A 15,205-nucleotide genomic window follows, 5' to 3' on the forward strand; every position below is an offset into this window, starting at 1 on the left:
ATGAGGGGTGATCTATAAAATTTCATCATAAACTGAATACCGCTACCTTCTTTCTCATACCCCTACTTCGTTTCCATGATGAATGCAGTGCGTTGCGTGGTGTCATTTGTTTCCAACCGAAACTGGAAGCCGTGAGCTAGTAGAATATCCCGAACCAGCGTGAGGCCGATGCCCTGGCCGTCGCGCTTGGTGCTGAAAAAGGGTGTGAACAACTGCTGGCTTATTTCGGGGGTGATGCTGGGGCCGTCGTTCTCTATTGTGATAGTGGCCGGCGCGGCTACAGTGCGCACCCAGATGTTACCATCCTGCCCAATGGCTTCGAGGGCGTTTTTGGCAATATTGAGCAAGACCTGCTCCATTTGCTGGGCATCGAGATTGAGCAGCAGCGGAGTCGGGGGGATTTCCAGATGCCAGTGGATGCGACGCTCCTCGCTTTGGGGTTGCAGCAGGCGGCAGATGCCGCGGAGCAGCGTGTGTACATCGGTGGGCTGCAGGGTGGGTGGCGGCAGCCGAACGAGGCGGGCGAAGTTGGCAATAAAGTTGGCCAACTGCGTATTGCGGGTGATGCTGACGTCGAGCGCCTGGGTGAAGTCAGGTTGGTCGTCGGCGGCTAGCTGCGGGGCGTAGTAATGGAAACTGTGCAGGATGGAGTTGATGGCTCCGATGGAGTTGTTGATTTCGTGCGACATCATCCGAATCAACTGTCCGTAGGCCTGTTTCTCTTGCTTGATAAGCTCCTGGGTCAACTCTTCGAGCAAAATGAAGCGGCGGGTGAACCCCCGATCGAGAAAGTGCGCGACGTGGGCACGGTAGGTTTGCAGGCCCGAAAGGCGCAGGGATTGCGGCTGGTTCTCGGTCAGGGCCGCCAACGCCGGGCCCCAGGCACCGGGCAGTTCGGCTGGCAATTGGCCCAGCAGGTCTTCGGCAGGCTGTCCCAGAAACCGCTCGGCGGCGGCATTCACGCTTTCGAGCCGGCCTTCAAAATCCAGAATGAGCACACCAGCCGGCGAGGCTTGAATGAGGTGTTCGAGCAGGAAGCTTTTTTCGTGCTGACTCACTCGCTCATGCCGCAGCTCGTCAATCATCTGGTTGTAGACGGTGATGAGTTGGTCCATCTCACGCTGCCCCACTGGCACGAACTTCATAGAGAAATCCTTGGCCTGAATGGCCGCCGTGCCCGCCGCAATGAGCTGAAACGGCCGCACAAAACCTCGGTACAATTGCACAGTGAGGACGATGCTTACCACCAATAGCGCTTCGGAAACAACGAACAGCACCGGATTGCTGGTGCGCAACTGCGTGGCCAGCGCAATGAGCACCACGTGAATGATGGCGACAAAAAGCAGAAATTTGGTCCGAAGAGTCATGTAGCGCGGAGCCTTCGCTCCGTGAGGCATTGAACGATATTACGCACCTTAACTGGTAATATAGTGCGGGAGCGGTGCGGGCATTACGCGAAGCCAAGGCTCCGCGCCACAAACGGGCAGATTATTGTTCGTAGGGAATGCCGTGCTTTTCGAACCTTCTGTATAGGGCGCCTCTGCTCAGACCCAGGGCTTTGGCCACGCGGCTGATGTTGCCGTCGTAGTGCGCGAGGCTCTGCCGAATCATTTGGGCTTCGAGCTCGTCGAGGGTCATGGTGCCGGGGGTGGGCAACTCGCCGGGCGCGGGCGCACGCACGGGCAGGCGCTGCGCGTTGGCCTGAAAGTCTTCGGGCCCCAGCTCATCTTTGCCGCTCACGAGCACGGCCCGCTCCACCAGGTTCTTCAGCTCGCGGATGTTGCCGGGCAGGGGTTGCTCGCGCAGCCAGTGCAGGGCCTGGGTGCTGACTTTGAGGGCGGGGCGCTGGTAAGTAGCCCGTAGCTGGTCGACAAAGTGCTGGGTGAGCAATGGAATATCGGCCGGACGCTCGCGCAGGGCGGGCAGGCGCACGGTAATCAGGTTGATGCGATAGAACAGGTCTTCGCGGAAACGGCCCTGCGCTACCATCTCGGCCAGGTTGCGATTGGTAGCAGCAATGACCCGGATGTCGAGGCGGCGGGTCTTGCTATCGCCAAGCACTTCGTAGGTACGGTCTTGTAGCACACGTAGCAGCTTCACCTGGCTGGCCAACTCCAACTCGCCAATTTCATCGAGAAAAATAGTGCCGCCGTTGGCCAACTCAAAGCGGCCCACGCGGTCGGCCTTGGCGTCGGTGAAGGCGCCGCGCCGGTGGCCGAACATCTCGCTTTCGAACAGCGAGGAGGAAATGCCGCCCAGGTTCACTTTCACGAAGGGCTGATTACGGCGCTGGCTGTTGCGGTGAATGGCCTCGGCGATAAGCTCCTTGCCGGTTCCGCTGTCGCCTTCAATCAGCACCGAAGCATCGGTGGCAGCCACCTGGCCCACGTTGCGCAGCACCTGCAGCAGCTGCGCATCTTGCCCGATGATGTCGGTAAACCGGTACTGCTTGTCGAGTTGGCGGCGGCTGGCGGCGGGGGTGTCAGCATCGGCCGGCGCGGCTTCGTACAGGCTGAGCACCGTGCCGATGGTTTGCAGCAAGGCGTCGTTATGCCAAGGTTTAGTCACGAATTCGGCCGCGCCGGCTTTCATGCCTTCCACCGCCAGGCTGATAGAGCCCCAGCCAGTGATAAGGATGACGGGCACCTGCGGGGCCAGTTGCTTCACCTGGCGCAGCAGGGCCAGGCCATCGGCACCGGTAGTTGCGAGGGAGAAGTTCATATCCATCAATACCAGCCGGGGCGGGGCTTCGCGCACCACGGCCAAGGCTTCGGTGGGTGTGGCCACAGCTTGCGCGGGGTAGCCGGCCTGCTTCAGCAGTAGCTTGAGTGAGGTACGAACGGCGAGGTCGTCGTCAATGATGAGGAACATGATGCAGAAAAGTAGATACGAGGTGAGCTAGAACGTCATGCAGAGCGCAGCGAAGCATCTCGCTTGTTAGTAGCCCAATTGATTGAATTAGTGAAAGCACGCGAGATACTTCGCTGCGCTCTGCATGACGAGCCAACGATTGATCTGCCAATGAGAACCAGCCCTCTAACGGCTACTGACGCTGCCGCCACTGCTGGTGTGTTTCATGATTCTTGGCGCCCCGGTGTAGCGCACGCCGCCGCCGCTCGACGCCTCGGCCGTCAGGCTTTCCTGCACGTCTACCGCGATGTTACCCCCGCTCGAAGCCGAGGCTTGGCAGGTAGCCACTTGTAGTTCTTTGCTCTTAAACACCGCGCCGCTCGATGCCTGCACATCCAGGCGCGGGATTTTACCACCCAGCGTGGCCACGCCGCCGCTGCTCACGCTGGCTTGTAAAGCGGGCGCCGTGAAGGTGGCGGCGGTGAAAGTGGCGCCAGAGGAAAGCTCCAATTTGAATTCGTTGGCAGCATAGGCGCCTTTCACTTCCACCTTGGCCCCACTACTGGCGCTGAGGCTGGTGAGCGGGGCCGCCGTCACGTTCACCCGCAGGTTGCGGATATAGTTTCTCTTGCCCCAGTTCTCATCCTGCTTGCGGTCGAAGCTGATTTTCAGCACGCCGTCGCGGACTTCCGTTTTAAGCCGGGCCAGTTGCTCGGGCGTGTCGGCACTGGCCTCCACTAGCTGAGTTGAGCCGGCCATTAGGTTTACTTCAATGCCGTTGGAAACCTGCAAGGCGTGAAAAGTGCCGACGGTGCGCACTTCGGGATTGATTTGGGCAATGGCGGGCACAAAGGCCAGCAGCCAAAGCAGCGCGGGTACTACTAGGTTTTTCATGGTTAGAGGTGAGTAAGCGAGTGAGAAAAATTAATGAGTCGGTCTAACTTAATTCGGCCCGACTACCGGGGCAAAGGAGCATTCGTTACAAGTCTGAGTAAAATAAACCGAACTTAGAAGCCGCGCCCCAGGCGTACTTAGCCTGAACTTATCCGTACTGGCCCGCCCGATTAATAGGTTAGCGGTAGGGCAAGCCTACTCCTCACGCAGCGCTACTGCGGGGTGAATGCCCGCGGCCAAGCGACTGGGATACAGCGCACAAATCGCCGTGAGGGCATAGATGAGCCCCGTGGCCAGCACCATGGCCGTCAGGTACACCCCCACGCTCACCCCCAGCACGCCCAGCAGCGGAAACTGCGCCGCCACCCCCAGCCCCAGCATCAGCCCGAACGTGGTCACGACCAGAATCTCGCCCACCACCTGCCCGCTGATGGCCCCGGCGCTGGCCCCCATGGCCCGGCGCAGCCCAATCTCGGACCGGCGCTGGTTGATGGTTTGCCACAGCACCCCGAACAGGCCCAGCGCCACGTTCACCACCAGGAACACGCAGGACAGCACCATGGCCACGATGGGCGTCAGCACCCTTTTCAGCTGCGCTGCCCGCTGCTCGGGCAGCGGCGTGATGCCCACACTCCAACCCTTGCCAATGGCCAGGCTTTCAATTGTCATCTGGCGCTCCAGCTCGGCGCCAGTTCCTGGCCGCACTCGCACTAGTAGCGTGAAGAAACCTACGTAGGAGGTATCCTGAGCGGTAAGCCGCCTAAGAATGGCTGGTTTAGGACTAGACAAATCGCCGTCACCTCGGAAATTTTCTACTACTCCCACCACCCGAAATTCTTTCTTGCCTTTGTACACAATTCGGCCCAGCGCAGACTGTTGTGGGAATAATTGCTCTTGCGCATCCTGGGTAAGAATGACTGGTGGAACGTTAGAGGCATCGTCGCGCTTGTCAAACCAACGGCCAGCCAGTACGCGTAACGACAATACGTCACGTATGTCGTCTTCCATCCAGTAGGAATTAACCTCTACTTTATGACCACCCTTGACTGCGTTCACATCGCCGGTGTTATGGTTGTCGGTAAACGGGGTATTAGAGTAAGTAAGACCGAGTGCCTGGACGCCCGACAGGCCTCTTAGTCGCTGTATTATCTGCCGCAGGGTGCTCAGCCGCTCGGCTTTGGGCTGGGTACCAGGGTCGAGGCCTACCCGCCAAACCTGCTCATATTCGAAGCCCAGTGGGTTCTGGTAGTTCTGCTGATTGTACACCAGCAGGCTACCTACCACAAACAGGACAACGAAAGCCAGAAATATTTCAGTGACGAGCAGAAAGTTGGCCCGACGCCGGTTCCAAATCAAGGTAAACAGGTGACGTATCATACGTTGGTTCCTCCTTTTAAGGCTTGTACGACGTGTAGCTTCGACATTTTATAGGCAGGGTATACGCCCGAGAGCAATCCAAAAAGCAGGATAGCACCGAGCGCGCTTAGAAAAATCCGGCTGTTGATACTGAACTGCGTGTGGGCAATCAGACCACTGCTATTGAGCAGATGCAACGCGCCCGCCGCCAGCCCTAGTCCTAATATTCCACCAAGTAGCGTCAGGAAAAGGTTCTCAATCAGAAACTGCCAGATGAGCGCGTCGCTGGTGGCACCAAAGGCCTTGCGTACCCCTATTTCGGAGCTACGGTCCAGGATACGACTCACATTGATGTTCACCAGATTCAGCGCCGGCAACAGCATGAATAGCAGCCCCAGCCCACTGATAATGGCCAGGAATTGGGCTACCCCATCGTCGGGACCGGTATTGTCAAATACATCCCGCACTGTGGTCGACAGCAGCGACCCAGCGTATATCTGTACTTTATCTATGTGCCAGCCTTCTTCCTTTGGTACGGGTATCCGGCTCACAACCTGGGCAAATTCCCGCTGCACAGTGGGCGCGTCGGCCGCACTGTGAGCTAACAGAATGGCCATACACGGTCCCTGATAACTGGGGTCACGAATATCCTGAGTACTGGTGGTAATAGGTTGCCATACTTCGGCATAGGAGTATGTGCGCGCAGCGGGCACGTCGCGCACCACGCCGACCACCCGGTAGCTCAGTTCGTCCGTGACGATAGTGCGTCCCACCACGCCGCGCGCAGTACCAAAATAGTTGCGGGCACCGCTTTCACTAAGAACGGCCACGTGCGCCGCTGCCTTTACTTCCGGCGCGGTATAGGGCCGGCCTTCCAGAAAATCAAAGTCAAGGACCTGCCAGAATTCCGCGTCTGTGTATTTGTGGTCCAGCTTTAGTTTTTGGTTGCCGACGTAAGCCACCGTCGTGCCCCCAAGGGTATTAATTGATACCTTTTCCGGGGTGCGCAACGGTCGGACGTAACGCTCCAGAAAAGAATAACTTGGCGGCGAGTCGCCAAGCTCGCCTCCTTGTCCCAATAGCGCTAACTGACTGATGAACAGCAGCCGGCTCAGCCGTTTCTCGGGCATTTGCGGCCCCACGGTAAAGTCGAACATGGCGTACAGCACCAGCAGAATCATCAGGGTAAAGCTGATGCCGAACAGGCTGATGAAGGTGAAGAACTTGCGCCGCAGGAGCACCTTCCAAGCAATTTTTAGATAAGAGAGTAACATGACTTTGACTAATTGAAACTTATGCATCAAAACCGCGAGCCTACTCCTCACGCAGCGCCACTGCGGGGTGAATGCCCGCGGCCAAGCGACTGGGATACAGCGCACAAATAGCCGTGAGGGCATAGATGAGCCCCGTGGCCAGCACCATGGCCGTCAGATACACCCCCACGCTCACCCCCAGCACGCCCAGCAGCGGGAACTGCGCCGCCACGCCCAGCCCCAGCACCAGCCCGAACGTGGTCACGACCAGAATCTCGCCCACCACCTGCCCGCTGATGGCCCCGGCACTGGCCCCCATGGCCCGGCGCAGCCCAATCTCGGACCGGCGCTGGTTGATGGTTTGCCACAGCACCCCGAACAGGCCCAGCGCCACGTTCACCACCAGGAACACGCAGGACAGCACCATGGCCACGATAGGCGTCAGCACCTTTTTCAGCTGCGCTGCCCGCTGCTTCGATAGCGGCGTGATGCCCACTTTCCACCCTTTGCCAATAGCCGTGATTTCGGTGTTCATCTGCCGTTCCAATGCGGCCCCAGCCCCCGGCTGCACCCGCACCAAGAGCCTGAACCCGGACACGAAACTCGATAGCTTAGCGAAAGAACTGTCCTGAAGACTCATTCGCCGGAAAATTGCGGGCTTCGGCGAAGCCAGGTCCCCATCGGCGCGGAAGTTCGGAACGACCCCTACTACCTGATATTCGCCCCCGTTATTGTATACGAGTTGCCCAACCGCCGACTGCTGCGGAAAGAGCGCTTCCTGGGCATCCTGCGAGAGCAGGATTGGTGGCCGGGTACCTGCATCATCGCGCTTGTCGAACCACCGTCCTTGGGCAATGCTCAGCCCCAGCACCTTCGCCATGTCGTCGCCCATACCATACACATTAACACCGATGCTGGCACCCTCTTTTTTGGTGCGGCTTATATCAGTGTTACTACTATTACCGGAAAAAGGAGTGTTAGAAGTAATATAGGCCAAGTACTGCACGCCCGGAATGCTCTGCAAGCGTTGCACCACCTGCTGGAGCGTGGCCGTGCGCTCGGCTTCGGGCTGGCTGCCGGGGTCTATTGTCACGCGCCAGACCTGCCCATATTCGAAGCCCAGTGGGGAGCGGTAGTTCTGCTGATTGTACACCAGCAGGCTACCTACCGCGAACAATACCACGAAGGCAAGCAGGATTTCGGTGACGAGCAGGAAGTTTGCCCGGCGCCGGTTCCAAATCAAGGTAAACAGATGACGTATCATACGTTGGTTCCTCCTTTTAATGCCTGAACGGCGTGTAGTTTCGACATTTTGTAGGCGGGGTACACGCCCGAGAGCACCCCAAAAACCACGCTGGCGACCAGTGCACCCAGAAAAACCCGCCCGTTGATACCGAATTGCGTGTGGGCTATCAAGCCGCTGCCATTGAGCAAGTGTAGCATGCCTGCGGCCATGGCCAGCCCGAGCAGCCCACCCAATAGTGTCAGGAAAAGGTTTTCGATCAGAAACTGACCGATAAGCGTGCCACTGGTGGCCCCAAAGGCCTTGCGCACCCCAATCTCAGAGCTGCGGTCCAGGATACGACTCACGTTGATGTTCACCAGATTCAGCGCCGGCAATAGCATAAACAATAGCGCTAGCCCCACTACTATGCCCACAAGCCGCCCCACCCCGGCATCGGCGCCGTGTTCGTTGGACTCATCCCGTACCGTGGCCGTCAGCAACGACTCGGCATATACCCGCACTTCCTTAAAAGCCATGCCGCCTAGCTTGGGCACCGGCGCCCCAGCTACTACTTGGGCAAATTCCCGTTGTATTGCAGGTATATCAGCCGGGCGACGAGCCAGCAGAATGGCGATGCACGAGCCCAAGTAATCGGGATTACGAATATCCTCGGCGCTGGTAGTAATCGGCATCCACACGTCGGCGTAAGAAAAACGCCGCGTAGCGGGCACATCGCGCACTAGGCCTACTACCCGGTAGCGCACTCCATCGATTTCGACGAAGCGGCCCAGCACGCCGCGGGCAGTGCCAAAATAGTTGCGACTGGTACTCTCATTGATGACTGCCACACGAGTCGCGGCCCGCACTTCCGACTCGTTGTAGGGTCGACCTTCCACGAAGTCAAAGTCGAGTACCTGCCAGAACTCCGCGTCGGTAAATCGCTCGTCCAGATCGAGTCTATTATTGCCAAGGTAGGCAACCGTGCTCCCCCCAGCGGTGCTGATGGATACCTTCTCCGGCGTGCGCAGCGGCCGGACGTAGCGCTCTAAAAACGAATAGCTCGGATTGGATGTAGCATCCGAACCTGGCATGGCCAATCCCAACCGGTTGATGAACAGCAGCCGGTCCACCCGCTTCTCAGGCGTTTGCGGCCCCACGGTAAAGTCGAACATGGCGTACAGCACCAGCAGAATCATCAGGGTAAAGCTGATGCCGAACAGGCTGATGAAGGTGAAGAACTTGCGCCGCAGGAGCACCTTCCAAGCAATTTTTAGATAAGAGAGTAACATGGACTTGGAAATTGTGAGTTTTGAGTCATGAATTATAAGTTGACATGCGCGTCCATTATTCCTTTATAATTCAAGCCTGAATCTATAATCAGCTTCACCCCACCTGGCTGCCGTCGAAAAGTCGAATCAGCCGCTCCGTTTGCCGGGCCTGCTGCTCGTCGTGGGTTACCATCACGATGGTGGTGCCTTCCTGCTGGTTCAGCCCCAGCAGCAGGGCCATGATTTCCTCACCCATCACCGAGTCGAGGTTGCCGGTTGGCTCGTCGGCCAGAATGATTTCCGGGCGGCCAATCAGGGCCCGGGCAATGGCCACCCGTTGCCGCTGCCCCCCCGAGAGCTGGCTGGGAAAATGCCCGGTGCGGGCACTTAGCCCTACCTTATCAAGGGCCTCCAGCGCCCGCTGCCGCCGTTCCTTCCCCCCAATGCCGGGCCGGTATAGCAGGGGCAACTCCACATTGTCGAGCACCGTGAGGTCGTTTATCAGGTGGTAGCTCTGAAATACGAAGCCGATTTTCAGGTTGCGCAGCCCCGCCAGCTCCTTGTCGGAGTACGACTCCACAGGACGGCTATTCACCTCAATCGTGCCGCTGGTGGGCTCATCGAGCAGGCCCATCAGGCTCAGCAGCGTCGACTTGCCGCAGCCGCTGGGCCCCATGATGGACACGAACTCGCCCTTGTAAATGGTCAGGTTCACGCGGTTGAGGGCGACGGTTTCAATGTCTCTGGTCTGATAGACCTTTTCTATTTCGCTCAGCCGAAGGACTGGCGTGAGAGGGGTGGCTTTCACGAGTGGAGGTAATGAGATGATGGAATAATGAGGTGAGGAGCGGCTTCCTTATTTGAGCAAGGAAGCTTGTCGTTCAAAGTCGTACAAGGTCAACGCCCGCAGGCGGTAATAGGCTACCCAGCCCGCCCGCAAGGCGAAGATGTAGCCGCGCCGCGCCGCATCCTTAGCCACCGAAGCCAGGGTCAGGTCGGTGAGGCTGATACGGCCCAGCACGTAGGTGGCGCGGGCAATGTCGTAGCGGCGTTGGGCCAACGAGTCGGCGCGACCAGCCAGACGCAGTTGCTCGGCCAGGGCGGCTTGCTGGCCGGCCTGCGTAAGCACCGTTTGCTCGAAGCTGCGCGCTTCCTGGGCCACGTCGCGGCGAGTCTGGTCCCGGGCTAGCTCAGCAGTTCTCACGATGGATTGGCGGCGGCCCCAGTCCACGAGCGGGAGCGTGAAGGCCAGGCGTACCTGCTGCTGGTTTTGCAGGTTGGCATAAGAATCCACCAGATTAGGCGCCTGGTTAACATAGCCAAGGTTGGCCGTGAGCGTGGCTTGAAAACCGGTAGTTCCCCGCGCCTGCGCCACATCGCGCTCGGCTTGCAGCAGGCGTCGGCGGAAGGCCAGCGTGGCGCTGCGGTGTTGCTGGGCCTCGGCCAGGGCCTGCGCGGGCGCCACAGTCGGCTGTGGCGCCCGCGCGGGCACGGCCAGCGTGCCGGCCCCCTCAACGGCTGGCTGGCCGGTGTAGGCCTGCAGGTCCACGGCCGCGCTTTCGGCATCGAGACGAGCCTGGGTTTGGGCCTGGCGGGCATCCAGCAAGTTCAATTCGAGCTGTAGTAAGTCGCTCTGCGAAAGTCGGCCCAGCGCAAACTTTTCGCGGCCAATGCGCAGCAGCTCGGCTGTAGCTTGGGCGTTCTGACCGGCCACGGCGGCGTTCACTTGTTGCAGCAGCACGTCGAAATACAGCTCCGTGACGCGCTGGGCCACGGTTTCCCGCTCTTCCACGAAGCTGCGCTGGCTTTCCTGGTAGCGCAACGGCTCAATAGCCCGCGCCCACTTCAGCCCATTAAACTGTCCCAGCGGCTGAGTAATGCCCACGGTCAGGGGCTGGTTGTTGTAGCGCCGCAGGTTGCCGTTGAAATCATCAAACCGCTGCACTTCGGCACCCACAAACACCTGCGCCCCGCTCCACCCCACGTTCTGGCTCAAGCTGAGGGCCACATTGGAGTTATTGATGCGCACGGCCCGGAAATCGGTGGTGCCATCGGGCTGCACCACGGGGGTAATCACGCGACTAAAATTGGGCAGCGTGCCCTGCAAACCCAACTGCGGGCGGTAATTAGCCCGGTAGCCGCGCCAGGCCCAGTAGCCGGTTTCGCGGTTGGTAATGGCCTGCTGGCCTGCGGCCGAATGGTTGAGCGCCTGGGCAATAACATCGGATAGTGTCAGGGTAGGCACCAGGGCCTGCCCGGTGGCGGGCTGCTGAAGCAGTGCCAGCAGCAATAGCAAGAAGAAAGCGCGGAGTTTCATCGTCGGACGGCCTTATTCGTTGATTGTCAGCTCTGGCGTATTCAGATGCTCCTTCATGTCTGACAGGACAATTTCTTCCCCCACCCGCAGCCCGCCCGCGATTTGCACGAAATCAAAGTTGCTGTCGCCGAAGCGCACCGTCCGCCGCACGGCGCGGCCATTGTTCACTACAAACACTGGTTGCTCCTTGCCACCTTGATAGAATGGCCCGTTTTTCACTCGCAGTACGCCGTGGTTGGCGCGGGTTATCACAAATACATCCACCCGCAGGTTGGGCCGCAGCGCCGGGTGGCGCGGGTTTTCAAGCTGGGCATAAAACGTCACCACGCCTTTCTCCACACTCGGGCTGATGCTGGCCACTGTACCACGCAAGTCGGTGCCGTTGATGCGCACGTTCACGGGGTCGCCTTGGCGCAGCGCATCAGCGTAGGTGTCCGAAATCGTGGCCCGCACCCGGAAACTGCTCAAATCGGCCACCCGCGCCAGCGGGTCGCCGGCCTGCACCGTGGTGCCAATGTTCTCATTCACCCACGTGAGCACTCCCGGCTGCTGGCTGCTGATATCGGCCTGCCGCAGCTTGGTAGCCAGCTCCGAAATACTGCGCTGCTGCATTGAAACTGTGTAGCCCAGCTCGCGCACGTCGGCGGCGTTAGAGCGCTGCTGCGTCTGAATCTGACGAGCCAGGCGTTTTGCTTCCAACTCCGCCACAGTCAGGTTCAATTCGGCCTGCCGCACGTTTTCGGCGGTGCCGCCCCCGATTTTCAGCAACTGCTGCTCGTCGCGCAGGGCCGACTGCAAGCTGCGCACCTTCACGGCCTGCACTTGGGCCTGCACGCGCAAGTCGTTCAGGCTGCGCTCCAGCGAGAGCTGCAGCTGCGAGTTCTTATTCTGATTACGAAGCTGCTCGTCGTCCAGCTTGGCCAGCGATGAATTAGCTAGTTCCTTGTCCAGCTCCAGAATGGTCTGGCCCGGCTTCACCCGCGCCCCCACCTCCACCGCCACCCGGCGAATAGTACTCTGTAGGGGGCTGGTAAGCACTGCTTCCCGCCCCGGAATCACTGTACCCGCCGCCGTCAGTGAAGCTTCTACATCACCGGTTTCCACCGTTGCTATCAGCAAATCGCCACGGCGGATGCTGGGCTTTAACATCGACCGAAAGGCCAGCACCGCTCCCACTAACAATATTAATACTGCTACCCCAAGCAGCCAGCGCCGACGCTGTCGTTGGTTCTTAGTAGCAGGGGCAATGGCTCTGTCCATTTTCGTGCAGGAATGAGGATGGTTCCCCCATTCATTGCCAAGCCGCGTGCCATTTGCACAACAACCTATTTATCAATCCCAAAGCAATTATATCAATTTACACCCGGCTGAAAAATGCGTCCATTTCTGGACACTTTGTTTCCAAACGGACAGTCTCGCTTATTGGCTTTCTAATTTGCACTTCGACAAACCATTACCGGCATTGCTAGGCCAGTACTTGGTACACTGCCAGCGCCGCCACGTAGGCCAGCCCAGTCATGTATAGCAGCTGCGCCAATGGCCACTTCCAGCTTTTCGTCTCACGGTAGGTCACGGCCAGCGTACTCATGCACTGCATGGCAAATACGTAGAATACCAGCAGCGAAAATGCCCGTGCCGGCGTGAAAAACGGCTGGCCATTGGCGTCTTTCTCGGCCTGTAACTTCTGTTGGAGCGTGCCCATATCGGCGTCCTGTCCGACACTGTAGATAGTAGAAATGGTGCCGACAAACACTTCCCGTGCCGCAAACGAAGTAAGCAGCGCAATACCAATCTTCCAATCGTAGCCCAACGGCCGGATGGCCGGTTCCAGCGCCTGCCCAAACGAGCCTGCGTACGAATTCTCCAATCGGGCCGAGGCCACCCGCCGGCCTACTTCATCTTCACTCCAATGCTGGGTTGCAGCCTGTTGACGTACCTGAGTTTCGGCCGTTCCCTGCTGCTGGCCCGGGCCGTAGCTGGCCAACACCCACAACAACACCGAGATGGCGATAATCACCTTGCCAGCCTGAAACACGAACGCCTGCACTTTCTGGTAAATGGTCAGCCCCACGTTCTTCCAGCGCGGCCACTGGTACACCGGAAACTCCATGATAAAATAGCTCCGCTCCCGCGCCTTTAGCACCTTTTTCAAGACCCAGGCCGAGCCCAACGCCGAAAACAAACCGAGCAAATACAGCCCCATTAGTGCCACGCCGCGCAGGTTGAAAATGCCCCACGCCGCCTGGTCCGGCACCACCAGCGCCACCAGCACCGTGTACACCGGAATGCGGGCCGAGCACGACATCAGCGGCGTCACAAAAATGGTTATCATCCGGTCTTTCCAACTCTCAATCGTACGCGCCCCCATGATGGCCGGCACCGCGCACGCCAGTCCCGATATCAGCGGTACCACGCTCTTGCCGCTCAGCCCAAATGGCCGCATCAGCTTGTCCATCAAAAAAGTGACCCGAGCCATATAGCCCGTTTCCTCGAGCACCGCCAGAAAGCCAAACAGCAAGGCAATCTGCGGAATGAATATCAGCACCCCGCCCAGTCCGGCTAGTACACCTTCGGTGAGCAGCCGCACCAGCGGCCCATGAAAATTATCCTGAATGCCAGCGCTCAATGCCGAAATCCCCTGGTCAATCCAATCCATAGGGTACTGCGCCCAGGCAAAAATGGCCTGAAACAGCGTGAACAGAATGCCTAGAAAAATAAGGTAGCCACCCACCCGATGCGTCAGCACCTTATCAATGCGGTTGCTCACGGGCTCGCGGGTTTCGGTGCGGGTCACCGTCACCGTTTCCAGCAGAATTTCGTTGATGCGCGTGTAGCGAGCAATGGTTTCGGCCGCCTGCGCCGGCGTGGCATCAAACCCATATTGCTGCGTTAGTTCCTGCAAATAGGCCTTGTCATCAGCACTCAGAAAGCCAATCTGGCGGTACTGCTGCGCGTAATGCAACGCCAAATAATCATTGTGCAGGTCGAAGTAATAGCGGATTTGCCGCACCAGTGGCAGCAGCTTTTCGTCGGGCTCCCAGAAGCGTACTGGCGGCGCATCCAGCCGCTGGGCCATCACAATCTTGAGTGCCGCCACCCCAATACCTTTCCGGGCATTCATCGGAATGATGGGCACACCCAATTCGCGCTCCAGCGCGGCTAGGTCGATGCGCACCCCGTGGCGCTCGGCCACATCCATCATGTTCAGGGCCAGCACCGCTGGCAGACCCAGGTCGCCGAGCTGCGTAAAGAGCAGCAGGCTCCGCCGCAGATTGTTAGCATCCACCGTCACTACCACGAAGTCGGGGTAGCTGGCCGCCGTTTTATCGTACAGTAAGTCTGTGATTACCTTCTCGTCCAGGCTTTTGGGGTAAAGCGAGTACGTGCCGGGCAAGTCCACAATTTCGGCCCGCTGCGCCGGCGTGAGCTGGGCAAAGCCTGACTTGCGGTCCACCGTCACTCCCGGAAAGTTACCTACTTTCTGGTTGAGCCCGGTGAGTTGATTAAATAATGAAGTTTTACCGCTGTTGGGGTTACCAATCAGCGCGATTCGCAGGGGCCGGGGACTAGCCGCCGGGCCGGTTTGCACCGCGCTGGGCGCTGCCATCACCGAATTGCTCGCCGTCACCGCCATCCTCTCCTCTTATTCTTTCAGCAAAATGGTGGCGGCCTCACTGGCGCGCACCGACAGCGTGTACTCTTGGTCGCCGAGCACCAGCATCAGCGGGTCGCCCAATGGGGCCCGGCCGCTTAAACGGACTTTTACACCTGGTACACAACCCATTTCCAGCAGCTTAAGCGCCATCTCGGGGTCCTCCAGGCAACAAATAGTTCCGGTTTCGCCCAGGCGCAAGTCTTTGGCAGTGCGCCGAACAGCAGCATCAGCAACGACAAATTGCGAAGAACGACGGAATAAAGTCACAGGTGCGGAGGGGGGATAGGTTCTTATTTAGAAAGAATACAAACAAAGATACGGCACTAAAAGCTTTTTGGCTATCTATCTTTTTAGACAGAAAAAATAAGTTGGTTTGGAGGCTTAGAT

12 protein-coding genes are annotated in these 15,205 nt (G+C 58.7%); all 12 read right to left on the reverse strand.

The window, feature by feature from the left end; genetic code table 11:
* Nucleotides 1-62: 62 nt before the first annotated feature.
* The gene (locus WX88_RS08975; protein ID WP_046244007.1) at nucleotides 63-1,367 is read right to left on the reverse strand and encodes a sensor histidine kinase; all 1,305 of its coding nucleotides are present in this window, start codon (nucleotides 1,365-1,367) and stop codon (nucleotides 63-65) included.
* A 121-nt stretch (nucleotides 1,368-1,488) separates the two neighbouring features.
* Nucleotides 1,489-2,871 carry a sigma-54-dependent transcriptional regulator gene (locus tag WX88_RS08980; RefSeq protein WP_046244008.1) on the reverse strand — a complete coding sequence of 461 codons (1,383 nt, stop codon included), beginning with the start codon at nucleotides 2,869-2,871 and terminating at the stop codon, nucleotides 1,489-1,491.
* A 165-nt stretch (nucleotides 2,872-3,036) separates the two neighbouring features.
* Nucleotides 3,037-3,744, reverse strand: a complete 708-nt coding sequence (locus tag WX88_RS08985) for a head GIN domain-containing protein (protein WP_052732513.1) — start codon at nucleotides 3,742-3,744, stop codon at nucleotides 3,037-3,039.
* A gap of 195 nt (nucleotides 3,745-3,939) precedes the next feature.
* On the reverse strand, nucleotides 3,940-5,121 hold the full coding sequence (locus tag WX88_RS08990) for an ABC transporter permease (RefSeq protein WP_046244009.1): 1,182 nt from the start codon (nucleotides 5,119-5,121) through the stop codon (nucleotides 3,940-3,942).
* The gene (locus WX88_RS08995; protein WP_046244010.1) at nucleotides 5,118-6,374 is read right to left on the reverse strand and encodes an ABC transporter permease; all 1,257 of its coding nucleotides are present in this window, start codon (nucleotides 6,372-6,374) and stop codon (nucleotides 5,118-5,120) included. Before WX88_RS08995 ends, WX88_RS08990 begins: the two co-directional genes overlap by 4 nt.
* A gap of 40 nt (nucleotides 6,375-6,414) precedes the next feature.
* Nucleotides 6,415-7,617, reverse strand: coding sequence for an ABC transporter permease (locus tag WX88_RS09000; protein ID WP_046244011.1), 1,203 nt, complete (start codon nucleotides 7,615-7,617; stop codon nucleotides 6,415-6,417).
* A complete protein-coding gene (locus tag WX88_RS09005) occupies nucleotides 7,614-8,867 on the reverse strand; it encodes an ABC transporter permease (protein WP_046244012.1) in 1,254 nt (417 codons plus the stop codon). Before WX88_RS09005 ends, WX88_RS09000 begins: the two co-directional genes overlap by 4 nt.
* Before the next feature lie 94 nt (nucleotides 8,868-8,961).
* Nucleotides 8,962-9,654, reverse strand: a complete 693-nt coding sequence (locus tag WX88_RS09010; RefSeq protein WP_046244013.1) for an ABC transporter ATP-binding protein — start codon at nucleotides 9,652-9,654, stop codon at nucleotides 8,962-8,964.
* A gap of 48 nt (nucleotides 9,655-9,702) precedes the next feature.
* Nucleotides 9,703-11,163 (reverse strand): TolC family protein, encoded by a 1,461-nt coding sequence (locus tag WX88_RS09015; protein ID WP_046244014.1) that lies wholly within the window; start codon nucleotides 11,161-11,163, stop codon nucleotides 9,703-9,705.
* 12 nt (nucleotides 11,164-11,175) lie between these two features.
* Complete coding sequence (locus WX88_RS09020) at nucleotides 11,176-12,423, reverse strand: efflux RND transporter periplasmic adaptor subunit (protein WP_046244015.1); 1,248 nt, start codon at nucleotides 12,421-12,423, stop codon at nucleotides 11,176-11,178.
* 205 nt (nucleotides 12,424-12,628) lie between these two features.
* Nucleotides 12,629-14,770: a ferrous iron transport protein B gene (gene feoB, locus WX88_RS09025; protein WP_046244087.1), complete on the reverse strand. Its 2,142-nt coding sequence runs from the start codon at nucleotides 14,768-14,770 to the stop codon at nucleotides 12,629-12,631.
* Between the two features lie 36 nt (nucleotides 14,771-14,806).
* Complete coding sequence (locus tag WX88_RS09030) at nucleotides 14,807-15,085, reverse strand: FeoA family protein (protein ID WP_046244016.1); 279 nt, start codon at nucleotides 15,083-15,085, stop codon at nucleotides 14,807-14,809.
* Nucleotides 15,086-15,205 lie beyond the last annotated feature (120 nt).

It is taken from the genome of Hymenobacter terrenus, from assembly GCF_000972495.1.
GTDB lineage: Bacteria > Bacteroidota > Bacteroidia > Cytophagales > Hymenobacteraceae > Hymenobacter > Hymenobacter terrenus.